This is a genomic window from Klebsiella sp. LTGPAF-6F (genome assembly GCF_001753185.1).
GTDB classification, from domain to species: Bacteria; Pseudomonadota; Gammaproteobacteria; order Enterobacterales; family Enterobacteriaceae; genus Klebsiella; species Klebsiella michiganensis.
Genome location: NZ_CP017450.1, coordinates 3236907 through 3261379 on the forward strand (window position 1 = coordinate 3236907; position 24473 = coordinate 3261379).

The 24473-nt window shown below is 56.1% G+C and carries 26 protein-coding genes; 17 read left to right on the plus strand and 9 right to left on the minus strand.

What is annotated here, in order from left to right; translation table 11 throughout:
* Positions 1-25: 25 nt before the first annotated feature.
* The gene (locus BJF97_RS15090; RefSeq protein WP_032694958.1) at positions 26-919 is read right to left on the minus strand and encodes an oxidoreductase; all 894 of its coding nucleotides are present in this window, start codon (positions 917-919) and stop codon (positions 26-28) included.
* A gap of 146 nt (positions 920-1065) precedes the next feature.
* On the opposite strand from BJF97_RS15090, the gene BJF97_RS15095 reads away from it, so the two are divergent.
* Complete coding sequence (locus tag BJF97_RS15095; RefSeq protein ID WP_004102179.1) at positions 1066-1284, plus strand: YdcH family protein; 219 nt, start codon at positions 1066-1068, stop codon at positions 1282-1284.
* Positions 1285-1325: 41 nt separating this feature from the next.
* Here BJF97_RS15095 and BJF97_RS15100 read toward each other — a convergent pair whose 3' ends face one another.
* The 5 genes from BJF97_RS15100 to BJF97_RS15120 all read right to left on the minus strand — a co-directional run bounded on the left by BJF97_RS15100 (position 1326) and on the right by BJF97_RS15120 (position 5255).
* Positions 1326-2162, minus strand: a complete 837-nt coding sequence (locus BJF97_RS15100; RefSeq protein WP_032694956.1) for an alpha/beta fold hydrolase — start codon at positions 2160-2162, stop codon at positions 1326-1328.
* A 234-nt stretch (positions 2163-2396) separates the two neighbouring features.
* Positions 2397-2825: a cyclophilin-like fold protein gene (locus BJF97_RS15105; RefSeq protein ID WP_014229427.1), complete on the minus strand. Its 429-nt coding sequence runs from the start codon at positions 2823-2825 to the stop codon at positions 2397-2399.
* Between the two features lie 4 nt (positions 2826-2829).
* On the minus strand, positions 2830-3630 hold the full coding sequence (locus BJF97_RS15110) for a carboxymuconolactone decarboxylase family protein (protein WP_014229428.1): 801 nt from the start codon (positions 3628-3630) through the stop codon (positions 2830-2832).
* Between the two features lie 21 nt (positions 3631-3651).
* The gene (locus BJF97_RS15115; RefSeq protein WP_014229429.1) at positions 3652-4248 is read right to left on the minus strand and encodes an NAD(P)H-dependent oxidoreductase; all 597 of its coding nucleotides are present in this window, start codon (positions 4246-4248) and stop codon (positions 3652-3654) included.
* 98 nt (positions 4249-4346) lie between these two features.
* Entirely contained in the window at positions 4347-5255 is a 909-nt protein-coding gene (locus BJF97_RS15120) for a LysR family transcriptional regulator (protein WP_032694955.1), read from the minus strand.
* Positions 5256-5462: 207 nt separating this feature from the next.
* Between BJF97_RS15120 and BJF97_RS15125 the strand changes: the two genes are divergently transcribed.
* The 3 genes from BJF97_RS15125 to BJF97_RS15135 all read left to right on the plus strand — a co-directional run bounded on the left by BJF97_RS15125 (position 5463) and on the right by BJF97_RS15135 (position 7164).
* The gene (locus BJF97_RS15125) at positions 5463-6062 is read left to right on the plus strand and encodes a dienelactone hydrolase family protein (RefSeq protein WP_032694953.1); all 600 of its coding nucleotides are present in this window, start codon (positions 5463-5465) and stop codon (positions 6060-6062) included.
* Positions 6062-6634: a DUF1349 domain-containing protein gene (locus BJF97_RS15130; RefSeq protein WP_004851043.1), complete on the plus strand. Its 573-nt coding sequence runs from the start codon at positions 6062-6064 to the stop codon at positions 6632-6634. The genes BJF97_RS15125 and BJF97_RS15130 overlap by 1 nt, the downstream gene beginning before the upstream one ends.
* A 137-nt stretch (positions 6635-6771) precedes the next feature.
* The gene (locus BJF97_RS15135; RefSeq protein WP_032694952.1) at positions 6772-7164 is read left to right on the plus strand and encodes a VOC family protein; all 393 of its coding nucleotides are present in this window, start codon (positions 6772-6774) and stop codon (positions 7162-7164) included.
* A gap of 145 nt (positions 7165-7309) precedes the next feature.
* On the opposite strand, the gene BJF97_RS15140 is transcribed toward BJF97_RS15135, so the two are convergent.
* Positions 7310-7918 carry a DJ-1/PfpI family protein gene (locus BJF97_RS15140; RefSeq protein ID WP_014229434.1) on the minus strand — a complete coding sequence of 203 codons (609 nt, stop codon included), beginning with the start codon at positions 7916-7918 and terminating at the stop codon, positions 7310-7312.
* Positions 7919-8107: 189 nt separating this feature from the next.
* On the minus strand, positions 8108-8734 hold the full coding sequence (locus tag BJF97_RS15145) for a DUF1062 domain-containing protein (protein ID WP_014229435.1): 627 nt from the start codon (positions 8732-8734) through the stop codon (positions 8108-8110).
* Between the two features lie 366 nt (positions 8735-9100).
* Here BJF97_RS15145 and BJF97_RS15150 point away from each other — a divergent pair, with 366 nt between their 5' ends.
* From BJF97_RS15150 to BJF97_RS15205, 13 genes are all read left to right on the plus strand, one after another.
* On the plus strand, positions 9101-10120 hold the full coding sequence (locus BJF97_RS15150; protein ID WP_070082932.1) for a LacI family DNA-binding transcriptional regulator: 1020 nt from the start codon (positions 9101-9103) through the stop codon (positions 10118-10120).
* Positions 10121-10406: 286 nt separating this feature from the next.
* Entirely contained in the window at positions 10407-11360 is a 954-nt protein-coding gene (locus tag BJF97_RS15155) for an ABC transporter substrate-binding protein (protein ID WP_014229437.1), read from the plus strand.
* A gap of 65 nt (positions 11361-11425) precedes the next feature.
* Entirely contained in the window at positions 11426-12958 is a 1533-nt protein-coding gene (locus tag BJF97_RS15160; protein WP_032694951.1) for a sugar ABC transporter ATP-binding protein, read from the plus strand.
* Positions 12945-13964: an ABC transporter permease subunit gene (locus tag BJF97_RS15165; RefSeq protein ID WP_004851056.1), complete on the plus strand. Its 1020-nt coding sequence runs from the start codon at positions 12945-12947 to the stop codon at positions 13962-13964. Before BJF97_RS15160 ends, BJF97_RS15165 begins: the two co-directional genes overlap by 14 nt.
* Positions 13965-14041: 77 nt before the next feature.
* Entirely contained in the window at positions 14042-15412 is a 1371-nt protein-coding gene (locus BJF97_RS15170) for a hypothetical protein (protein WP_032694950.1), read from the plus strand.
* A complete protein-coding gene (locus BJF97_RS15175) occupies positions 15409-16329 on the plus strand; it encodes a carbohydrate kinase family protein (protein WP_032694949.1) in 921 nt (306 codons plus the stop codon). Before BJF97_RS15170 ends, BJF97_RS15175 begins: the two co-directional genes overlap by 4 nt.
* A 239-nt stretch (positions 16330-16568) precedes the next feature.
* Positions 16569-16709: a hypothetical protein gene (locus tag BJF97_RS34720; RefSeq protein WP_004851064.1), complete on the plus strand. Its 141-nt coding sequence runs from the start codon at positions 16569-16571 to the stop codon at positions 16707-16709.
* 315 nt (positions 16710-17024) lie between these two features.
* The gene (locus BJF97_RS15180) at positions 17025-17816 is read left to right on the plus strand and encodes a class I fructose-bisphosphate aldolase (protein WP_004851066.1); all 792 of its coding nucleotides are present in this window, start codon (positions 17025-17027) and stop codon (positions 17814-17816) included.
* 14 nt (positions 17817-17830) lie between these two features.
* Entirely contained in the window at positions 17831-18382 is a 552-nt protein-coding gene (locus BJF97_RS15185; protein WP_014838543.1) for a glycerol-3-phosphate responsive antiterminator, read from the plus strand.
* A 20-nt stretch (positions 18383-18402) separates the two neighbouring features.
* A complete protein-coding gene (locus BJF97_RS15190) occupies positions 18403-19941 on the plus strand; it encodes an FGGY-family carbohydrate kinase (protein WP_032694948.1) in 1539 nt (512 codons plus the stop codon).
* Positions 19942-19952: 11 nt separating this feature from the next.
* A complete protein-coding gene (locus tag BJF97_RS15195) occupies positions 19953-20714 on the plus strand; it encodes an SDR family NAD(P)-dependent oxidoreductase (protein ID WP_014229444.1) in 762 nt (253 codons plus the stop codon).
* A gap of 16 nt (positions 20715-20730) precedes the next feature.
* Positions 20731-21726, plus strand: a complete 996-nt coding sequence (locus BJF97_RS15200; protein WP_014838545.1) for a 2-hydroxyacid dehydrogenase — start codon at positions 20731-20733, stop codon at positions 21724-21726.
* 89 nt (positions 21727-21815) lie between these two features.
* Positions 21816-23078 carry a PTS galactitol transporter subunit IIC gene (locus BJF97_RS15205; protein WP_004851075.1) on the plus strand — a complete coding sequence of 421 codons (1263 nt, stop codon included), beginning with the start codon at positions 21816-21818 and terminating at the stop codon, positions 23076-23078.
* Positions 23079-23208: 130 nt separating this feature from the next.
* Here BJF97_RS15205 and ompC read toward each other — a convergent pair whose 3' ends face one another.
* Complete coding sequence (ompC, locus tag BJF97_RS15210; protein ID WP_032694947.1) at positions 23209-24294, minus strand: porin OmpC; 1086 nt, start codon at positions 24292-24294, stop codon at positions 23209-23211.
* Positions 24295-24473: the final 179 nt, after the last annotated feature.

The window sequence follows — 24473 nt, forward strand, 5'->3', positions numbered from 1 at the left end:
GTTAACACGCCGGCGTCCCGCGCCTTTAGCCCGGCCCGTCGCTGGCGGCGGCCAGCAGCGGCACAATCACATCGCTTAACGGCGTGGGGATATGGTGAATACGGCCATATCGCTGAACGACCCCGTTGCGAATATCCCACTCCAGCGGCAGCCCGGCCTCGCGATCCGTCAGTATTGAAGTGCTTAAATCCGGAGGCGCACGGTGAAAACCGGCGAGAATTTCCTGCGGCACGCCGTCGTCCAGGCTGGCGCCTGCGGCGCGCGCCACCGTCAGCCCCTCCTGCAAATAGGCTAAAGCAAGCGCCGTGATATCGTCGCGGGCAAACATCCCTGCCCGCCTCCCCGCCAGCACCATCAAACCGGCGACCGCATTCTGCAGCAGTTTACGCCACGCAACGGAGAGAAAATCCGCGCTGATATCCACTTCACAGCGCGTGTCCCGTAGCGCGTGCCGCACCCGCTCGGCCCCCTCAACATCCGGCAGCGTCAGGCGCGGTTTCGCCCGCAGCCAGACTGACGCTTCAGGTTCACGCTGGGCGGGGAACCAGACGACCGATGGCAGCACGGTAGCTTCCGCCACGTACGGCGCGAACAGCGTTTTTTGTTCAACGCCGTTTTGGAGCACGCAGACTACCGTTCGATCGTGACACAGCGCTTGCAGCCACGGTGCAATAGCCGCAATTTGTGTCGCTTTTACCGCCACAAATACCAGGTCGTACGGCGCGGCGACCGATGCCGGTTCCGTCAAGACCGGCCCCGGCACCACAATATTTCCGCCATCAAAACGCAGCGACAGCTGCGGGTGCGCGCGGCGGCCGCATACCAGAGGCGTACGGCCAACCTCGTGCAGCGCCGCGGCGATGGTGGTACCAATTGCGCCCGGACCGATCAGCGCAACGGTGGGTTCTTCAACTGTCATCTATGCCTCCAGGCCGCTTCCGGCCCCTGAGATTTCATTGGTACGTAACATAAACGCGACTTCGTTCGCATTACCATTTTATTCATATGGGTAATCTGAATGTGTGTGTCAGCGTACACACTTTTCACCATCAACAAGGAAGGTACATGTTTCCAGAATACAGAGAGCTGATTTCTCGATTGAAAACCACGCACCCGCGCTTTCAGTCGCTATTCGAAAAACATAATGCACTCGATCACGACATTTCGCGCATAGAAGGAGTCGATGGCAAAGGATACAGTCTCGAGCTTGTACAGATGAAGAAAGAAAAACTTATGTTGAAGGACGAAATGCTCAAAATCCTCCAGCATGAAAGCCTGATGTAAACGATAAGGCCGCCGGATGGCGGCCTTCTTATAACACCAGGCTACGAGCGAATAAACGCCAGCAGATCGGCGTTAATCACATCGGCGTGCGAGGTATGCATACCGTGCGGAAAGCCGGGATAAATTTTTAGCTGGCTGTTCGGCAGCAGCTTATCCTGCAGTATCGCGGCGTTTTGATAAGGCACAACCTGGTCGTCATCGCCCTGCATCACCAGCACCGGCAGCGTAATGGCTTTTAAATCTTCGGTCTGGTCGGTTTCAGAAAACGCCTTAATCCCCTCATAGTGCGCTTTTGCGCTACCGGTCATGCCCTGCCGCCACCAGTTCTGAATCGTGCCCTGGGACACCTCCGCGCCTTCACGGTTAAAGCCGTAGAACGGCCCGGACGCTACGTCGAGATAAAACTGCGAGCGGTTGGCGGCCAGCGCTTTGCGAAAACCATCAAACACCTCGATTGGCGTACCGCCCGGATTACTCTCCGTTTTTACCATCAATGGCGGAACCGCGCTGATCAGCACCGCTTTGGCCACGCGCCCCTGCGGCTGACCATACTGCGCAACGTAGCGCGCAACCTGCCCACCGCCGGTGGAATGCCCGATATGTACGGCGTTATGCAGATCCAGATGCTCCGCCACCGCTGAGGCATCGGCGGCATAATGCTCCATATCGTGACCGTCACTCACCTGATCTGAACGACCATGACCGCGTCGGTCAATCGCAATCACCCGGAACCCTTCTGCCAGGAAAAACAGCATCTGGTTATCCCAATCATCGGCGCTTAAAGGCCAGCCATGATGGAATACGATCGGCTGCGCCTCCTTCGGGCCCCAGTCTTTAAAGAAGATATTGACGCCGTCTTTGGTTGTCACAAATGCCATGTTACAAACTCCTCTCGTGAGAAAACAAGGCTGCGGGCCTGACGCCTGCAGTGGGTCGGGTCTTAGGGCGGGATGCTATGTCCGGACGATAGCGTCTCGTTAGGTGTGAAAATGACCTGGCTGGAAAAGTGTAGATGATTTTTGTCGATACTGAGCGTTCGCTTTGTATCCGATAAATGGGCTGTAAACAGCCCATTTAAGCATGCAGAAAGGAAAATTTAACGCAGCACGAACTTAATAACGCCGGATGGTTACCGTTTCGGCTCCCGCCTGGTCGAGCGCGGCGAGTCCCTCCTCTATCCGCCCGAGGCTTATCAGCCCGGGGGAGTGGCGAAAATCCTCGCGAAAAATGGCCAGATTGCCCCACGGCGCGTAATAGGCGATGTCGCCGCGCCGTGGGGTCATTGAGGCGCCAGAGTCCGCGTGGCGCAGTTTCGTCGGCAGCCAGGCGATTTTTTCCGTGGAACCATAATCCTCGAGCTTCACCGTCATCGGCAGCTGCGCCAGGAACTCATTAGCCGCTGCGCTCTCATCCAGCGAGCCGACAACCGTGGCGCCATTGAACTCAAACTGAATCTTCACCGCGTTCTCCCGCCCGGCGGCAAATGCCGCCCCCGTCGTAGCAATAAAAATCAATAGCGTGGCGCTAAGAGAGTTGAACATCCGCTCACTCTGCCAGGCCACGAGCGCGCAGGACTTCACTCACCACCGCTACCGCTGAAAAGGCATTTGGCCAGCCGGCATAGAAAGCGGCATGCGCAACGATCTCCCCCGCCTCTTGCGCGGTGAGGCCGTTATCCATCGCCCGGTTAAGGTGGTAGCCAATTTGCGCGCTTTGCCCGGCGGCAATCAACGCGCTGACCGTGACCAGGCTGCGGTCGCGCGGCTTCAGCCCCGGTCGCTGCCACAGGTCAAGAAACAGCGGTTGAGTCGTAAACTTCACCAGTCCAGGGGAAATCGCGCCGAAGTTCTGTTCTACGGTTGTTGAACGCTGATTTTCCACCGCCTGATTAAGAGGGAGCAGCTCCGGGGAGGCAGCAGCCAGCTGCTCGCGGCCAATGCCGCGCGCGACAAAAATATCTTTCGTCACCGCAACGGCGGCCATCGCGTTGGGCCAGCCGGAATAAAAAGCCAGATGCGTGATGATTTCTGAGATTTCAGCCGCCGTGACGTCGTTATCCAGAGCAACCTCAACGTTATGTTTTAGCTCCGCCGGCTGATTACGGGCGATAAGAATCGCCACGGTCACGATGCTGCGGTCGCGACGCGAGAGTTCTGTTCTCTGCCAGAGATCCCCTATCAGCACCTCGCTGCCGAAACGGGCAAGCGCCGGCGCGACGGATTGAATATCCTCAGCGGACAATACGGATGGACTACGTGGAACCATTTTTTCACCTCTTTTTTCTTCTGCCAGGGCTGGCGCGCCCAGCATTAACGACATTGCAGCTACGGCAATAAAAGCTTTCATCCTGAACACCTTTCCGACACGTTAATTCTTCAGCCTTTCCACCAGTTGACGCTGGTACTCAGGCAGTTGATCGCGGCTGGCACGCTGAAAAACCAGCGGAGGCAGCCAGGTCATTCCCGCATGCAGCGCGCTGGCCTTCATTGGCGTAAAGACGTCGGCCAGGCTGACGCCCGTTCGCCCGGTCTCGCCGTATGTCGCGTCACCGCCTGCGGCCGTCGTGACAATCAGCATCTCTTTGCCCTGCCATACTCCCGGCCCTACGCTGCCCCAGGTATCGTTCAGCCAGGCCTTCATCATCGGGGTGATGTTGAACCAGTGGGTCGGGAAGATAAAAACGATGCGCGAGTGTTCCCGCATGAGCCGTCGCTCTTCATCGGCATTGATATTTCGGGTATCAAAACCGTAAAGCGCCTCGAGATTGCGTACGGTCACGCCGGGTACGCTTTGCGCTGCGGCCTCAAGACCTTTGGTCATGACCGATTGCTCAGGATACGGATGAGAGACGATAACCAGCGTATTAGCCTCTGCGGCACGGCTGGTAGAGGTAAAGCTAAACAGAAACGCGGTGACGGCCAAAAGCCAGAACAGACCGGGAATACAGCGGTGCGAATAGTTCATCAAGCTCTCCTTCTCTTTTGCCACAGGGTAAGGCGCGGAATAAGAAGGAGCCAGCCCTCGCTATCGAATGGGGCTGTGAGTTATTTTCATCAATCGGGCTACAGACCGAGCGGCTTCATTTCCCGCACAAGGGAGATTAACAGGCGCAGCCCGGTGGGAACCTGATGACGGCTGGAGTAATAGATATAGAATCCCGGTCCGTATGAGGCCCAGTCGGTCAGCACCAGACGCAGGCGCCCTGCGCTGACGTGCTCTGCTATCAGCGGTTCCGGCAGGTACATCAGGCCAAACCCCTGCAGAATGGCCACCACGCCCGTCTCCGCCAGATCGACCGTTAACAGCGGCGGTACTTTGACGGTGAGCTGCTCTTCGCCACGTTCAAACTCCCATTTATAAATGCGGTTGTTTCCCAGACGATTGCTGACGCAGCGGTGCTGTTGAAGATCGTGAGGATGCCGGGGCTCGCCAAAACGGGCAAGATATTCCGGGGATGCGGCGACCACCCAGCGCACATCGGCAGACAGCCGCTGCGCCACCATATCTTCAGGCACGGTTCCGCCATAGCGGATCCCTGCGTCAAACCGCGCTTCCGTTACATCAACAATGCGGTTGCTGGCCACGATATCCAGCTCAATATCGGGGTAACGTTCAGCAAAAACAGGCAGGACCGGGGCCAGCAGCAGCGTGGCCGCCTCAACGGCGACGTTGAGCCGAATATGTCCCGCAGGCGAGTCGCGGTACGGATTGAGCTGTTCAATCGCGACATCGATTGAAGCGAGCGGCTCGCTTACCGCGTTGATCAGACTTTCACCGGCCGCCGTCAGGGAAACGCTTTTGGTCGTGCGGTTCAGCAGACGCACGCCCAGCCGCGCCTCAAATCCCTTGATCGCGTGGCTCAGCGTCGATGTGCTCACCCCAAGTTCAACGGCAGCTTTACTAAAACTCTGATGGCGGGAGATGGCGAAAAAATAGACAAGATCGGCCATGTCGGCACGGGTTACATTCATACGGTCTCGCTAACTGGATGGAAGTTAAGCTGAAAAACAACGTTACCTTGATGTGATGGCGTATCGTGACGTTGATCCGACCAGGAAAATCAAAGACCTGGATGCACGAACAATCTTCCGGGCGGTATGTTTATACTACAGGCGTCAGCCTTGATAAACTGACTTTCCGACCGGAGAAAACCCATTTTATCCGCCAGAGGCGCATGTATGTTACCTGATTGCGATAAAGCCATCGTCCTGCTGCATGAAATCTACGGCATCAACGCGCATATTCAGCGAACCGCCGCGACCTGGCGCAGCCGCGGCTTCGATGCGTACACGCCAGCGCTTTTCCCTCACTCTGCGCCGTTCGCCTATGAGCAGCAGGAGCAGGCCTGGCGCCACTTTTCCGATAACGTCGGATTTGATACCGCCGCCATCGTGTCGCTGCTGGCCGAGCTAAGAGCGAAATACGGCACGCTAATCCTTATCGGCTACAGCGTGGGCGCCACCTTAGCCTGGCTGGCCGCCAGAAGCGGACTCTGCGACGGTGCGGTTTGCCACTACGGTTCACGGATCCGCCAGTACTGCGATGCGGCGCCTCCGTGCCCAACGCAGGTGATTCTCGCCCGCCATGAACCGGCGTTCGATCCCCGCGCCCTGCAAAACGAGCTGGAGAAATACCCCTCCGTGACCTGCCGGATGTTCAATGCGCAGCACGGCTTTTGCGATGCCGACAGTCCGGCGTGGGATGCGCGCCTTGCACAGCAGGCGGACGAAGACACGCTGCGGTTTTTAACGCTTATTCAGCAAAGACAGGAGGCCTGATGCATCAGATATTTCAATGGATTAACGAACCCGCGACATGGTCAGAAGAGGACGGCGAACTGCGCGTAGTGACCGATGCGCAAACCGACTTCTGGCGCGAAACCTGGTACGGGTTTGAGCGTTTTTCCGGGCATATCTACGCCACGGAAGCCGCGGGGGACTTCACCTTTCAGGTAAGGGTGCGAGCAGATTTCAGTACGCTGTATGACCAGGCAGGGATCATGTTAATGCAGGACGCCAGGCGCTGGATTAAGGCCGGTATCGAGTACAACGACGGCGCGCCCGCTATCGGTAGCGTACTGACGCAGGGAACATCAGACTGGGCAACCGGTATTTTCCCGGGCGACCCCGGTGAGTTCTGGCTGCGTCTGACCCGCCGCGGAGAAGCGCTGCGCCTGCAGTATTCAACGGATGGCCAACTGTGGCCGCTGCTGCGGCTGTGCCCTTTTCCGGGCGGCGCGGCGAAGGTCGGCATCATGTGCTGCACGCCGCAGCGCAGCGGCCTGCGGGTTACTTTCGACCAGATATCACTGCTGCCGCCGAATGATAAAGATTTGCACGATCTGAGCTGAGCAGCCGGCTCGCGCGCGGGCAAAATCGCTGAAGAATCGCGACGGAGGTATGATTTCTGGCTCCCCGGGCTGCCCGTGCTCGCGCCTTGCTGCTAGATTGGCAGCAGCAACCTTCAGGCGAAAAATGAGGAGGAGTCATGTTTTCCTACATCATGCTCGGCACTAACGATCTGCCGCGCGCGATTCGTTTTTACGACCCGTTGATGGAGATGCTGGGGCAGCCCCGGAGCGGCCGCAGCGAGCAAGGCGCATCGTGGGGGACATTCAGCGGAAACCGCACCATCGGGCTGTGCGTTGGCAAACCGTTCAACCAGCAGCAGGCAACAGCGGGCAACGGCGCTATGGTGGCCCTGAACGCACGTTCGGTTGAGCATATTCAGCAGCTGCATCAGCTGGCGCTACGCCTGGGAGGAAGTGATGAAGGCGCCCCAGGACATCGCCCGCAGTACGGTGAAGGTTTCCACAGCGCCTACGTCAGAGATCCGGACGGCAATAAGCTGGCGTTTGATTATTACGCAAACGCAGACTAAACCCCACGCCGGAAAGTTAATGCAGGGTTAGCGCATGGCGAAACCCTGCGCAACAACCCTGGCAACTCTCAATATAGCGACGGATGCTCTCAGCCAGATGATTCGATTTCGGCAAATGGCCATGCAAATCGCGGCCTTGTCTGCATCAGCCTTCCGTAAACATTCCCGACCTGAACGTCTCCCTCATGGCTTCGATCTCTTGCTGGCGGGCCGCCTTTAAGGCAGACAGCATATTGCAGGTAAAATCCACAAAGCCAACGCCGTTGGCGGTCACCAGGTTACCGTCGCGTACCGAAGGCTCGTTTCTGTACCGCGCGGCGCCGCTGTAGGCTGACCCCGCCCGGCTCTGCAGGTAGGCCAGCCCGTTCGAGGTGTGGTCGACATCATTGAGAAAGCCATGCGCGCCAAGGAAGGCCGAAGCGTCGCATATCGCGCCTACCACGATCTGCCGGGCCTGCGCTTGTTCTACCAAAGGCACAACCCGCCGGGCCTCCTCTCCCCACCAGTTCATTCCGCCCACCAGCACCAGCGCGGCGTAATCATCGGGTATCGTCTCGAAGGTATAATCCGGCAGGCAGCGCACCCCGCCAATTGACCTCACCGGCCCCTTATCGGCAGCCACGGTCCTGACTTCGTATCGCGGTTCCCATACGCCAAACCCGCGGCGCAGCCCCGGTGCCAGCAGCGCGAACTCCCAGTCGGCGTACTCCTGGATGAGGACAAACAGCACTTCTTTACGCGTATCCATAGACATCGCACTCTCCTTTTATTAACAGAATTTGCCGTCGCAGCATCCGGGATACCGATGGACACTATCGCCGTACCGCCGCCAAAAACTGTATAAATTCACAGTATAAAAGGCAAGGCTATTTTGCTCCTTGCGGCAACCCGAATCGATTTTTGCGAGTCAGCTCCCCGGATAGAAAACTATCCGGGGCAATGGCTATCGTCTCCCGCGCGCTGAGCCCGCGTTTAATGAAATAGGCCTGCGCGCCAGGAGAACCTCCCTCGTGATGTACAGCGTATATCCCTCCGGCCGCAGCCTGGGCGCCCGCAGTTCTTTCAGCGTAATACCGACGATATCTCCCGATTGAAGACGTTGACGGATCGCGCTACCGCTAAGCCGTAGCGCTCGTCTCAGGACCGACAGCAGGCTGGTCTGAAAGGCGCGCGTGACCCTGACATCCACCCTCACCTGAGAAGCGCGAACAAGGTTGATGCGCCAGCGTTCCTGAACCACAAAGTCAGGCGTACCCGATAGCGCCGCGCGATTACGCCGCAGAACGACCGGATCGTGAGAGTAAGCCTCGACGGCAGATTTATCGTTAGCGATAAGTCGCGCGTAGAGCTGCGGATTGATTTTGCTGACGGGCAAACGCGAGAACAGGCTGATGTTCCAGGTATACGCGCAGCGCACGCACTTATAGATACTCCAGACATCGAGCACTTTTTTTTGCGAGTTGACCCGGAAGGCACCGGATGGGGTGAAATCCTGCTGCCCATGACAGGCGGGGCAGCGCTTGCTAATCAGCTGATAGCCGACTGGCCTGACGTTCCATGTAATTTTCATGGTGAACCTTTTTTTAACCCATACAAAAGCGGATCCGTGGAAAACGGACCGTGATTTTTGCGATGTGAAAAATATTTAGAGAATACTTTTCAGTGGGTTAAAAAAAGATTTCCAACGCGACGACCCTGTCTGACCGTGAATGAATGCGTTCAAGAGTAGCAAAGCGGCAAGCGGGCTAAATATGCATTAAATCAATAAATACATAGAAATCATTCACAAACGACGTTGTTTACCTTCTGTTCACAAAACGAGAAGCGGCTCACTGATCAAACAAACCTAAACGTTTATGTTTAGCCTCATAAACGTTTAGGTCAAGGAAATAGCCGTCTATATCGCGGGTAATTTCATAAATACAGAGAGCGAAATATGCGTAAAGCAACGATGCGGGATGTGAGTGAAGCGACGGGATTTTCTATGTTTACCGTTTCACGCGCGCTAAACGGTGGCGATGGCGTTGCTGACGACAGCCGGGAGCTGATTTTAAAAGTGGCGCGAGAACTCGGCTACGTACCTAACCGCGCGGCCCAGGCGCTACGCCGCTCAAGCAGGGACTCGGTGGCGGTGATTACCGCCCATGCCTCGAACTCTTACTACCTTAACCTGATGTCCGGTATTCAGCAGATGCTGCAGCCGTCGCAGTGGACCGTAGTGCTTGGCGATATCGCGGTCAACGGTACCTACGACCGCGCGCAGGAAGATCGCATGATTAACCGCCTGATCGAGTCGCGAATGGCCGGGATCATTTCGACGGTGACGCTTCAGCCGGAAAGCCTGAGCCTGCTGGCGAAATGGGATATTCCGGTCGTCTTCGTTGACTCACCTCCCCGCGGCGAGCACAACTTTCCCAGCGTCACGACCGACAATTATCAGGCCAGCCTGCTGGTGGGGAACCATCTGGCGCAGCACGGCTATAAAAGCTGGCTGCTCCTTATCTACCCGGACCGCTGGACCACGCGTTTTGAACGCGAGCGCGGTATTCGCGAGGCCGCAGAGCGCTGCGGCGCAACGCTTGAAGTTGTCGAAACGGAGAACGACGCGCAGTCGGCTGCGGACACCCTGAGCCGATACCTGGACCGCCAGACATCGCTGCCGGACGCGCTCATTGCCGGTAACAACCCTATTCTGCTGGGTTCACTTAAACAGCTTCAGCGGCGCCAGATAGCCATCCCCGACGATATGGCGCTTATCGCCTACGATGAATTCGACTGGGCGCCGCTATTAAATCCGCCGCTAACGGTGCTTAATGAAAACAGCGAAGAGATTGGCAGGCAGTCGGCTGAAATGCTTATCCAGTTAATTAATCCGGAAGGAAAAGGAGAAATTAATACCCAGCGTAAAGTTCCCGCCGAGCTGGTTATTCGCCAGTCCTGCGGCTGTAGAAAATGAATAACTATTAAAAAGATTGCTGACAACGTATCGCCCGGACGGCATTGCCCGGCGGCGCTTCCCCTGCACGGGCCGACAGAAATGGCGCTTGCGGTTTTCGTCGGCCGGGTAAGGCGCCACCCGACAAAAAAGCGGGCTACGGCGTGCTATACGCGCTCATCATTTTAGCGATGTAAATAACGGCTGAATTTCAGTCGCTACCGAAAAACAACATCAGGGGATTATTTCTGAGGCTTCCCCACACCTGGCCGTACCTTATACCACACGATAATGAAAGGAGCAGAATATGACCAAACTTCGCAAAGCATGGCTGGCTGTCGCGGTTAGCGCGGTAATCACCACCATGACAGGGTTTATTCCCGCAGCCAGCGCCGCGCCGCAGGATGGCAAAAAAATCTCCCGCATCGGCTTAATGGTGCAGGACATGTCCAACCCCTTCTTCTCGGCAATGGAAAGGAACGCTAAGCAGGCCGCGGCGCAAATCGGCGCAACCCTTAACGTACAGGATGCGCAGGTCGATCTGGCAAACCAGAACACGCAGATTGACGCGTTTATTCAGCAGAAAGTGGATCTCATCATTATTTCCGCCGTCGATGAATCCGGGATCGAGCCGGCCATTCAGCGGGCAAAAGCCGCCGGAATTATCGTTATCGCGGTCGATACGCCCGCGAAAGGCGCAGACGCGGCGATCATGACCAACGCCATCCAGGCCGGGGAAACCTCCTGCGAATACCTGTTCAGCCAGATGGGCGGCAAAGGCAAAGTGCTGCTGGTGGATGGCACGCCGATTCAGACCATTATCGACCGCATCAAAGGCTGTAAAAACGTCGCGCAAAAATACCCGGATATCAAAATCGTCGGCCAGCAGGCATCGCGCAACGACCGCGCTTCCGGCCTGATGGTGACCACCGACATGCTCACGGCCAATCCGGACGTCGCCGGTATTTTCGGCATGAACGATCCTTCCGCGCTCGGTGCGGTACTGGCCGTTGAACAGGCGGGCAAAGCGGGCGCGATCAAAGTTACCGGCGTCGACGGTAGCCCGGAAGCGGTTGAAGAACTTAAGCGCAGCGGTTCGCCGTTTATCGGTACCGCAACGCAAAATCCGGGCGAAATGGTGCGCCAGGCCATCACGCTTGCTCAGGATATGGTCGACGGCAAACCGATCGCCTCTCATACCGTCCTGATCCCCAGCGTACTGGTCACCCGCGATAACGTCGACAGCTATCCGGGCTGGTAATCACTTCGTCACTTTAAGAGGCAAAAACGGGATGACGCTCAGGTTCATCCCGGAGGGCAAAGACAATGGCCGATACAACATCACCTCCCTTGCTCAGGCTGGAAGGGATTTCAAAACGCTACGGCGCGACCCTGGCGCTGAACAACGTACGCTTTGATTTATTCGCCGGAGAGGTCCATGCCCTGATGGGGGAAAACGGCGCGGGCAAATCTACGCTGATGAAGATCCTCTCCGGTAACGAGCAGCGCGATAGCGGCGTTATTTTTATCGACGGGCAGGAGATTGATATTCGCACGCCCAGGGATGCCCGCAAATATGGCATCGCCATTATCCACCAGGAGCTGAATACGGTTCCCGATATGACGGTGGCGGAAAACCTGTTTCTCGGCCAGGAACCGACCGCTTTCGCCGGTATTCTCGATCGCAAACGGATGCACCGGGAGGCCAGAGAGAAGCTGGATCGGATTAACGCGGACATCGACCCGCAGGCGCCGCTCGGCTCGTTGAGCATCGGACGTCAGCAAATGGTCGAGATCGCCCGCGCCGTCAGTGAAAACGCCAAAGTGCTGGTGCTTGATGAGCCGACCGCCGCCCTGTCGCGGGCGGAGACTCTCCAGCTATACCGGCTGATCGAGCAGATGCGTCAGGATGGCGTCGGGATGGTCTATATCTCGCACCGCATGGAAGAGGTATGGCAGCTGGCAAACCGGGTCACGGTCTTCAGGGACGGCACGTGGATCGGCACGGAAATCCTCGGCAACGTCTCAACCACCGATATCGTCCGCATGATGGTCGGCCGGCAAATCGTCGATCTCTATCAGCACGAGCCGCGTACGCCCGGCAAGGTACTGCTGGAAGTCAGGGATCTGGCAGGCAGTGCGACCGGCCCGGTCTCCTTTGAGGTCAACGCGGGCGAAGTGGTGAGCATGTCCGGTCTGGTGGGCTCCGGGCGAACCGAAGTCGCTCGCCTGCTCTTCGGCGCCGACCCGCGCACCCAGGGAAGCGTGCGCATTGACGGCCGGGCGAGCAATCCGGCAGACCCCACCGCCGCTATCGCCGACGGTATCGGGATGGTGACCGAAGACCGCAAAACTCAGGGACTGTTTCTCGGGCATTCGGTTGAGCACAACATTGATATCAGCTCGCTGGATAGCTTTGTCGCCGGCGGCGTGGTGAAACGCAAGTCGATTCGCGCCGCCGTCCTTGAGCAGATGCGCAGGCTGCGGCTGCGGGAAAATGCGGTTGAACTGCCCGTCAGCGCCCTGTCCGGCGGAAACCAGCAGAAAGCGGCGCTGGCGCGCTGGCTGCTGCGCAATTCGAGGCTGCTTATTCTCGATGAACCGACCCGCGGCGTGGATATCGGCGCCAAAAGGGAAATCTACGAACTGATCGACAAGCTCGCCCGCGTCGGGAAAGCCATTCTGGTGATCTCCTCCGATTTACCGGAGGCCATCGGCATTAGCGACCGCGTGCTGGTCATGCGCGGCGGGCGAATCGTTCATCAGTTACCCTCGTTTTCAGCCACGGAAGAAGAAGTGATGCTGCACGCAACAGGAACCTTTACCAGTCAATCCGGAGAATGCCATGGACAACAATAAACCTGTGACGGAACTGCCGGTCAAAGCGCCGTTTGATTTTGCGAAATGGTGGGATCGGGTGGGGATCTTAATCGTTCTGCTGGTGCTGCTGATCCTGATGTCCACCTTCGCGCCAAACTTTAACCGCGTCGATAATCTGCTGAATATCGCCCGCTCGATTTCCGTCAACGCTATTCTGGCGGCGGGCATGACCTTCGTCATTTTAACCAGCGGCATTGATTTATCCGTCGGGTCAATCGTCGCCGTTTCCGGCGTAGTCTCAGTGGTCGCGGCGATGGCCGGGCTCCCTGCGCCGCTGGCGATTCTGGCCGGCGTTGGCGTGGGCGCGCTGTGCGGTCTGCTTAACGGCGTGCTCACCGCCTATCTCGCCCTCGCGCCCTTTATCGTCACTCTCGGCACGATGACCTTCCTGCGCGGTATGGCCTACACCATTACCGAAGGGCAGCCTATTGTGTCGAGCAGCCTGAGCTTCCGCGAGCTGGGAAATGGCTATCTTGCCGGTATCCCCGTGCCGGTCATTATTATGCTGATTGTTTATCTGCTGGCGTGGTTCATTCTTGAGCGCACGCGGTTCGGCCGTCATATCTATGCCGTCGGCGGCAACGCCCAGGCCGCGCGCCTGGCTGGCGTACGGGTCAAACGCGTGCTGGCGGCGGTCTACATGATTGCCGGCGTCTGCGCGGGTCTGGCGGGAATTATCTTCGCCGCCAGGGTGATTTCCGCCCAGCCCACGGCGGGTACGGGATATGAGCTGGACGCCATTGCGGCGGTGGTGCTGGGAGGCACCAGCCTCGCCGGTGGACGCGGGCGGATTATCGGCACCCTGATTGGGTCGATTATTCTTGGCGTACTCAGCACCGGCCTGATTCTGCTGAGCGTGCCCTTTTTCACCCAGCTATTGATTAAAGGCATCGTCATCATTCTTGCCGTGGCGATTGACGGGCTGAAACAGCATCCGGAGCTGTTTACCTTCTGGCGGAAAAAAGAGATCGCCCGTACCCGCTAGCTTTCCCTGACGCTTTGTTTATCCGCCGCGCTGGCGGCGGGTCTTCGCACGCTTAAATTTTAATGGAGTATACCCTCATGACATATCACATTACGCTGACGGACCCGATGAACGGTAGCCGGGATCGCGAACCGATTACGTTTATTCTCCCGGAGAAGCTGCAGGAGCCGCTGTGGTGGGCGATTACCGACGATGATGCGCGGATCCTGTGCCAGCGCCTTGAGCAGGAGTCGTCGGCAAGCCGTACCGCTTTTATCGCGACGGTCAGCTTCAGCGGGACCCTCAAGATGCGGCTTGACCGCCCGCTCACGGCGGCTGAAGTCGGTGAAATCGCCGGTATCCACCGGCTGCCTGGCCGGGAAAAGGACTGTTTTGTCCGTCTCAATACCGGCTGCTTCGATCTGGAAATGTGTCGGGGAACCGCCCAGGGCGTAGGTGCATCCAAGTGGGGGCTGCGCCATTTTCGCGCGCTGCAGGACAACGTCGAGCTGCTTCCTTCCGGAAATAACGCCATTGGCGGGTTTTACGGCCCGTTTTTTACCCCGGAAAATGGGCTGATAAACCCGCCGGAGCATACCCTCGTTGATATTGAGATCCTCGAGGAAGGTCCGGTCTATCATCACTACCGCATGCGCGGCGCGATCCCCGACGGATTATTACCGGAGCTGCGCGGTAAACGTTTCTCCATCGACTGGAAATTTAGCTGGAACACGCCCTGGTTTCAGCGGCGCTACTGCGTAGATGATTTTTCAACGGTGATTAACGGCCGTTCGGTGACCAACAAGATCACCGTCGGCGACGAATTTGAGAGCGGTCCGGGAAAACTGCTGTTCGATCGCTTCGCGGCGTACGGCGGCACCCGCTATCGCGCGGGCGACCCCTATGCCGAAGAGCTGGTCGCCATGGTGGCCAATACCGTCACCACCTCGGAAAACCAGAGCCCGAAATTTACCGAATTCCGCGAACAGCTCGCCGATATGGCCTCCGCCCACTGGGATCTCTACTGGCGGATGTTCTGCCGCTGGGAGAACGTGCTCGATGAGGCCGAGATTCGCGAACGGCTGAGCCAGGTTCGCGCCCGGGCGCATCGCAGAGCCGATCTCACCGAACGGGAATGGCTGCTGACCGATTCGCCCGTTGACGTTTCCGCCGTCGCGGATGAAACCATCTTTCCCGGGCCGGCCAGTAAAACCGTCGAGTATGATTCAGCGAGCGGCCGGGCGATGATCTGGTGGACCTCCCGCCCCTCCGGCGCGTTTCAGATAGTCCAGCGCCGCCAGTCAGGATGGGTTAACTGGGGCAGCAACGGCGAAAACGAGTGTCCGGAGCTCCCCGTCGGCGTCGATATCAAGACCGCCTGCGGACGTTTTGCCGAAAACTGGATGCAGGTAGCCGATCGGCTGGAAACCCCGCCGGTGGTCGCGGTGAGTCAGGGAGAAAAGCCATGATCCTCTGCTGCGGAGAAGCCCTCATCGACATGCTGCCCTGTCGGAGCCGCGAGAATGCCCCCGCCTTTACTCCCTGCGTTGGCGGGGCGGCGTTCAATACCGCCGTCGCCCTGGGTCGCCAAGGGATGGCGGTCGCGCTGTTTTCCGGTTTATCGGACGATTTTATGGGTGACATGCTGCGCCACACGCTTGACGCCTCCGGCGTGGATTATTCGCCCTCAACCCGCGCGCCGCTGCCCACCACCCTCGCCTTCGTCAGGCTGGTAGGCGGTCAGGCCCGCTATACCTTTTACGATGAGAATAGCGCCGGTCGAATGCTGACTGAAAACGACCTGCCGACGCTCGGGGATGACGTCTCCGCCGTTCTGTTCGGCTGCATCAGCCTGATCGCCGAACCGTGCGGCAGCGTTTATGAAGCGCTGATGGTAAGGGAAGCGCCGCGTCGGGTGATGTTCCTCGACCCTAATATTCGTGAAATTTTCATCCCGGACCGGCAGAAACACCTGGCGCGCATGAGGCGCATGATTGCATTAGCGGATATCGTCAAGCTTTCCGATGAGGACCTCGCTTGGTTTGCCGAACCCGGCGAAGAGCATGAGGTGATAGGCCGCTGGCTGGCGCTGGGGCCGAAGCTTATCGTGGTCACCCGCGGCGCTGACGGCGCTGATGCCTGGACCGCTGATTTTCATCTGCATGTGCCCGCTATTCGCGTAGCGGTGGCCGATACCGTCGGCGCGGGCGATACGGTGAATGCCGGTATTCTCGCCAGCCTCTCGCAGGCCGGGCTCCTGGAGAAGGAGAAACTAGTGACACTGTCACGCAAGCAGGTTCGCCAGGCGGTGGATCTGGGGATGCGCGCCGCCGCGGTGACGGTTTCCAGGCCGGGCGCTAACCCGCCCTGGGATCATGAACTCTGAAGACAGCGGACGCCCTGTCAGCAAGCGACAGCCAGATGAGGGTCTGAAACAGCGTTTATTGACGGACCCTTATCCTGATTTATGTTGTATATGATTTGAGTCCCAATTATTGAATGAAAGCTAAACCAGCTTCATTTATTCATGGGTTATTGCCGACTAATCCATTAATATCAGCTAATTAGATCGTCATTCAGTTTCTGTCGATCGCGTTAACAGGCATCAGGGACAGGACGTCAATAATGAAAAACAATCCATGGTTCGTGCGTTTGCGTAATACCTCTATTCCGCAGCATAAGCTGCGTCCGGCGAAATGGCTGGCGCTGATTGCCCTGCTGCTGCTGCTGGCGCAGTTGACGATAGAGTTTTTACTCTTAGCATAAGCACAATAAAATCGGCTGTTGGTGTTCAAATTCGCAAGCGCTGATAAGATTAAACTCAAGTTTAATTCGTGATAAGCATCTCAGTTTATCAACAACGGCTAGACAGAAAGAACGCAGGCATGCTAGTAATTAATTCAAGCAAGGGAACGGATTTAAATTAAACACCATTTAAACCCTACCCGCCAGGCTGAAAAATTAATTGATAATGGTTTGGATTGCTGAACGATTATCAAAAGGGTAAGTGAATCGAAGGCCCTCAGAGACGAAAGTCTCTGAGGGCCTTTTTTGTTTTTTTTCTATCTCAGGAGTCAAAAAATGTCTAAAGAACGTCGTCTCTCTCGCATTTTCGCAAAAGATGGTAAATCGGTCACGCTGGCGCTGGATGGCTACTATTTTTCAAGCAAAACAAATGGTATTGATAATACGATAAATCAGCTTCCGGCCCTTGTTGAAAGCGGCCTGGACTGCGCGCTGGTCACTTATGGCATGTTGAAAAATTTCCGCGAAGTTTTCAATTGCGTTCCCGTTGTATTACGCGTCGATAGCACAGTGAATATTTTTGATAATACCGTTCCCGATACGACTCCCGTCTTTTCCATTGAGGATGCGCTGAAAGTGGCTGCGGAAGGCGTAGTGTGCATGACCTTCCCCGGCGCGTTCAATGAAGAGAAAACGCACATCATGGCGATGCAGCTGGCGCAGGCCGCCGATCGCTGGAACGTGCCGCTGATCGTGGAATCCCTGCCGTACGGCTATCCCGTGACCAGCGACGACTCCAACAACCCGGCCGTTATCGCCGCCTCGGCCCGCATCGCCGTTGAACTGGGGGCTGACGTGATCAAAACCCGCTTTACCGGTACCGAAGATGATCGGCTTATCGTCGAAGCGGCCGGCGTGCCGGTACTGGCGCTGGGCGGCCCGAAAACCGGCATCGACGGTTATTTTAAATTTGTGCAGCACTGTATGCAGGTGGGTGCAAAAGGCGTGGCGGTGGGCCGCAATATTACTCAGGACCCACAGCCGGCAAAAGTAGTAGCAGGTCTGAACGCCATCATCCATGAAAATGCCACAGCGGAAGATGCCTACAGCCTCTACATGGCTAAATAACATCGGATATTAATATGTTCTTAAATAACACCATCATTCCTTCCGTCAGAAAATATAAACATTTTGAACAGGCGCTGTCCTGCGCATCAGAATACGTACTGCTATCCGAAGCAAATATCGGCAACCTGCAATCGCTGATTGGCAAATGCCATCAGCGCGGCAAGAAAGTGCTTATTCACCTGGAGCTACTGGGTGGTTTTAAACCCGACCAAGCGGGGATCAGTCTGCTCAAAAATTACTACAAGGTTGATGGTGTTATTTCGTCCAATCTCTCGGCCCTACGCTATGCCAAAAAAGAGGGATTGTTAACTATCTTCCGGGTATTGCTCATCGACTCGCGTTCGCTGGATCACTCCATCGATATTGTTAAGCATAACCCGCCAGATGCTATTGAAATCTTACCTGCTGAATATGCCTGCCAGTGTCTGGAATTGATTAGCCGGAATTTAAAAGGCTTTGACGTGATATTCATCGCCGGAGGCTTTGTAAAGCGGAAATACCTTGTAGATAAAATTTTCCATGCCGGATTTAAAGGCATTACCACCAGCGAACCCGGTTTATGGTAACGCATAAGGAGTCCACGCCAATGAAACAACACTACGTCATGGGCATTGATAACGGCGGCACCGTCACAAAAGCGGCGATTTACGATCGCGCCGGCAACGTGGTGGCCAGCGCGTCGAAGTCAACGCAAATGCTGACCCCGAAGGAATTTCACACCGAGCGAGATATCAACGAACTCTGGGCGGCCAACGTTGAAGTCATTAAAACGGCCCTCGCGCAGTCGGGGATCGACGCCAGCCAGATCAAAAGCGTGGCGGTCACCGGCCACGGCAACGGGCTGTATATGGTGGATGAAACGGGCGCCCCGGTGCGCAACGGGATCATCTCCACCGATAGCCGGGCTAAGGGCTGGGTTGAAAAGTGGTACCGCGACCCGACGTTTGTCAGCGACATTTTACCCAAAACCATGCAGTCCATCTGGGCAGGCCAGCCCGTCGCCCTCCTCGCCTGGCTGAAAGAGAACGAGCCTGAAGCGCTGAACAACGCGCGCTACATATTCATGGTCAAAGATCTGATTCGTTTTTATCTGACCGGCGAAGCCTTTCTCGAACTTACCGATATCTCAGGGACTAACCTGATCAACGTTCGCGACCGCGACTATGACGCCTCGCTGCTGGCCTGGTGGGGGCTCGGCGATCTGCGCGACAAGCTTCCGCCCATTAAACGCTCCACCGATTGCTGCGGCTACATTACCGACGACGTCGCGCAGCTAACCGGTTTGTGTGCCGGCACGCCGGTCTCGGGCGGCGTGTTTGATATCTCGGCGTCATCCGTCGCTTCCGGCATCAATACGCTGGATAAGCTGGCGATCATTACCGGCACCTGGAGCATCAATGAATACGTGACCGACCATCCGGTTATCGACCGGGATCTCTTTATGACCTCGATTTATCCGATTGAGGGCAAATGGTTAATTACCGAGGCCAGCCCCACATCCGCCAGTAATCTGGAGTGGTTTATCAATAACTTTATGGAAGGCGATCGCACCGCCGCGGCGGCGCAGGGATCGTCAGTCTACGATCTGTGCAATGATCTGGTCTCCACGACAACGCCCGCCGAGAGCCACCTGCTGTTCTTCCCGTTTGTCTTCGGCTCCAACACCATCCCGGACGCCTCCGCGGGGTTTATCGGCCTGAATAGCTTCCATAAAAAAGCGCATTTTCTGCGCGCTATCTACGAGGGGGTCGCCTTCAGCCACCTTTATCACACCGAACGTCTGCGCAACATCAACCCTGATCTAAGCCGCACCATTCGGATTGCGGGCGGCGTCACTAACTCTGCGGTCTGGCTGCAGATATTCGCCGATATTTTCCAGTCCACCCTGGAGATTGTCGACGTGAAAGAGCACGGCACCCTGGGCACCGCGATGACCGCCGCGGTCATGGCTGGCTGGTTTGATGACGTCTTTGTTGCCTCAAATGAGATGGTTCACGTTTCGCGAACGGTCACGCCGAACCCGGATAATAACAAGGTCTATCAGGATAAGTATCAGCTCTACAAAAATCTGCTATCGGAAATGCAGTCTCCGTGGAAAAGCTGCAGTAACTACATTACGCATTAAGCGAGGAAAGTATGGATCTGAATTTACACCACCGCACGGCTATCGTCACCGGCGGCGCAACGGGACTGGGCAAAGAGTTTGTCCTTTCCCTCGCCAGAGAAGGGGTCAACATCTGCTTCACCTATATGCGTGATGAGGAGCGCCCGGAGCAGCTGATCGATACGGTAAAAAATAGCGCCAGCGTCGAGATTATTGCGGTGAAAACCGATCTTTCCGATGAGCAAAGCCGGGAGAATCTGTTCGCGACCTGCATTGAGCGGCTGGGGAACGCCGATATTCTGGTCAACAACGCCGGGATCTGGCTAAGCGGCTACGTCACTGAAATCACCCAGCAGGAGTGGGACAGCGTGATGAACGTCAACCTGAAGGCGGTTTTCCACCTGAGCCAGCTGTTTGTCAACCACTGCCTGGCGAAAGATCGGGCCGGCAGCATCCTGAATATCACTTCTCAGGCGGCCTTCCACGGTTCGACCACCGGTCATGCGCATTACGCGGCCAGTAAAGCGGGCCTGGTGGCATTTTCTATCTCGCTGGCGCGCGAGGTGGCGAAACAGAAAATCAATGTCAACAACATCGCCGTCGGCATTATGGATACCGCGATGATCCGTAAAAACATTGAGCAGAATCCTGACTATTACGTCAGCCGTATTCCGGTGGGCCGGGTAGCCCAGCCGCACGAAATTGCCGACATCGGCGTCTTCATGGTCTCTCCGAAAACCAGCTATATGACGGGAGCGACTCTGGATGTCACCGGCGGTATGTTGATGCGTTAATTTATGGAGAATCATTATGAAATGTCTGGCAATTGCCGATCTGTTTATCAATGCAGCGATGATGGACGCGGGTCTGAAAGCGCTGAAAGATAAAGGCATTACAGTGGAAGTGCGCGAATGGTCGCACGAATCGATTGAAAAACTGCAGGAGGATAATTTACTGGTTGAACAGCAAGGCTCCGAAGCGGTGGCGCTGCCTGCCGCCCTGCTTCAGGGCGCTGAGGAGGTTGAGATCCTGATCGTCCAGTTCGCCCCGGTTAACGCGGCGGTATTCGACAAGCTACCAAAGCTTAAATACGTTGGCGTGCTGCGCGGCGGCATTGAAAACGTTAATCAGGCGGAGGCCAAAGCGCGCGGAGTTGAGGTAATGAATACGCCGGGGCGTAATGCCCGCAGCGTGGCGGAGTTTACCGTCGGCATGATTCTGGCGGAAATGCGCAACATCGCCCGCTCGCACGATGCGCTGCGCGATAAGTTCTGGCGCAAAGAGAGTCCAAACCACCGGGCCATTCCTGAACTGGGCGGCAAAGTGGTGGGTCTGGTCGGGCTGGGGCATATCGCTCAGCTGGTGGCCGGCTTCCTGCGCGGTTTCGGCAGCGAGATTATCTTTTACGATAAGTACGTCCCCGGCCATGACAGCTATGAAAAGGTGGATTCTCTCGATGAGCTGGTTCGCCGTGCGGATGTGATTTCGCTACATGCCCGCATGACCCCGGAAACGGAAAACCTGATTAACGCACATCATTTTGAATTAATGAAGGAGAGCGCCATTATCGTCAATACCGCACGCTCCGGCTTAATTAATGAAGGCGATCTGATCGCCGCGCTGCGGGACGGTAAAATCATGGGCGCCGCCCTCGACACCTTTGATGATGAACCGCTGCCGGAGGATAGCGCGTTTTATTCGCTGAATAACGTCACGATAACGCCGCATATTGCCGGCAGTACTATTGATGCCTTCAGCAATTCGCCGAAGATTTTTTCTGAGATCTTGCTGAAGCAACTCGGTTAAATATTAAAAGAGCCGCTTAAGGTTTTTGCTACGGCCCATTGGGCACGGGTTCGCTCGCGCCCAATTCGGCCGCCTTTTAAGGAAATATTATGGATATTATCAACAGCATTATTAGTCTGGGGGCATCAGTGATGATGCCAGTAATATTCTTTATTATCGCCCTGTGCTTCGGCGTTAAAATTGGCACCGCATTTAAAGCCGGGATGCTGGTCGGTATCGGTTTTGAAGGGGTGGGTCTGGTGATCGGCCTGCTGTTGACCAACCTCGGCCCGGCGTCGCAGGCCATGGTTGAACGCATCGGTCTGCACCTGACGGTGGTCGATACCGGCTGGCCGACCGCCTCCACTATCGGCTGGGGCTCGCCGCTGATGCTGCCGGTGGTCGTGGGATTTATTGTTATCAATATCGCCATGCTGCTGCTTAAATTAACCAAGACGGTAAATATCGATATATTCAACTACTGGATTTTCCTGATTATGGGGTCGGTCGTGTATGCCGGCACCGGTAACTACTGGCTCTCCGTTGGCATTACCTTCGGCATATTTATCTTAACCCTGCTGGCGGCGGATTTAACCGCACCGTATTTGCAAAAAAACTATAATCTTAAAGGGATATCATTCCCCCATCTTACCTGTATAACCTACGTGCCGTTTGGTATTGCCTGTAACTATATTATTGATAAGATCCCGCTGATCAATAAAATTAATTTCGACCCGGAAAGTATTAATAAAAAATTCGGCGTCTTCGGTGAACCGCTGACCCTGGGCTTCGTGCTGGGGCTGCTGCTGGCCTTCCTTGCCGGATACGATGTTGCAGCCGCGGTGTCGCTGGCGATTAAAGTTTCCGCCGCCATGCTGCTGCTGCCGAAAATGATCGAAATTTTAGTGCAGGGTCTGCTTATCGTGCGCGATGCCGCGGAAGCTAAGCTGAAAGCGAAATTTCCCAACCGCGACTTCTATATCGGCATGGATACCGCGCTGCTTATTGGCGAACCCTCGGTGCTGGCGACCGGACTGCTGCTGATCCCCATGGCGGTGGTGCTGGCGATTATTCTGCCGGGCAACCGCGTGCTGCCGTTTGTCGATCTGGCCTCGCTGATGTTCCTGCTGGCGATGGTGACGCCGTTCTGCAAACGCAATATGTTCCGCATGTTTATCACCGGCACGCTGGTGGTCACCTGTATTTTGTACGTCGGGACGGATATTTCGCGGGAATACACCCAGGCGGCGGTCAACTCTAACATTCCGGTGCCGGAAGGGATGGCGGAAATCACTAATATCGTGGGCGGAGCCACCACCCCGGTGGGCTGGCTGGCGGTGAAATTCGGCGAGTTTTTCAGTACCGCACCGTAAACTCCCCCTTATCTCACCCACCCCGGCGCGGGAAACGGCGTCGGGCTTTTCGTCTCGCCCTGCGTTCAAGCACAAAAAATGCCTGCCAGGAGGGTAAGCTGGCAGGCATGGTTCAATAAAAGGCGTTGTTTTAGAACTGGTAGGTTATGCCCACGGCAACGATGTTATCGGTGCTGATGCTGGCATCTTTGGTGAACCTGGTGTCATCCAGCAGGTTGATTTTATAGTCCACATAGGTAGACATATTTTTATTGAAGTAGTAAGTCGCGCCGACATCAACGTATTCAACCAGATCCTGGTCGCCGTAGCGTCCCAGATCTTTGCCTTTTGATTTCAGGTAGGCGATGGACGGACGCAGGCCAAAATCGAACTGATACTGGGCCACAACTTCAAAGTTCTGCGCGGTATTGGCGATATAGCCTTTACCAAACTTCGTCATGTTGCGGGTTTCCGCATAGGTGGTTGCCAGGTAGATGTTATTAGCATCGTACTTCAGACCGGCCGCCCACACTTCCGCTTTTTCGCCACGGGCGTAGAAGTCAGGATTCACGCGCCCTTCCCTGACCTGCGCATCGGTGCGATCGGATGCCGCGTAGGCCGCGCCTACGCCAAATCCTTCGTACTCATAGGTCGAGGCCAGACCCCAGCCGTCGCCATGCTGTTTCGCCAGATCGCGACCGTTGCCCTCTTCTTTGCCCTGGTACTGTACGGCGACGTTCAGGCCGTCAACCAGGCCGAAGAAACCGCTGTTACGGTAGGTGGCAACGCCGGTGGTACGCGCGGTGGCGAAGACATCGGTCTGGGTCCAGGTATCGCCGCCAAACTCCGGCAGCATATCGGTCCAGGCGCCGATATCATAGGCGACGCCGTAGTTACGGCCGTAGTCCAGAGAGCCAAATTCGCCAAACTTGAGGCCGGCAAACGCGAGACGCGTTTTGTCGCCGGAGTTGTCGCCTTCAACGTTATTGGCGCTGAAGTTATATTCCCACTGGCCGTAGCCGATCAGCTGGTCGTTGATCTGGGTTTCACCCTTGAAGCCCAGACGGGCATAGGTCTGATCGCCATCTTCTGACTTATCGCTGGAGAAATAATGCAGGCCGGTCACTTTCCCGTAGAGGTCGAGTTTGTTTCCGTCCTTGTTATACACCTCAGCTGCCTGCACGGTTCCTGCAGCAAGAAGTGTAGAGACGGCCACTGTTAGTAATTTTACTTTCATATTATTTCGTCCCTAACTATTAATAAAATATAAAATCTCAGATGCCTTCTGAGCGAGGCTATTATGCGATAATTCGCAAAGAGACTTGAAATTAAAAGTTCCAGTTTTTTAGACTAAATACCATAACTGTGACGACAACAGCGGTTGTTAATTGATGTCCATCAATCATTCACTGCTTC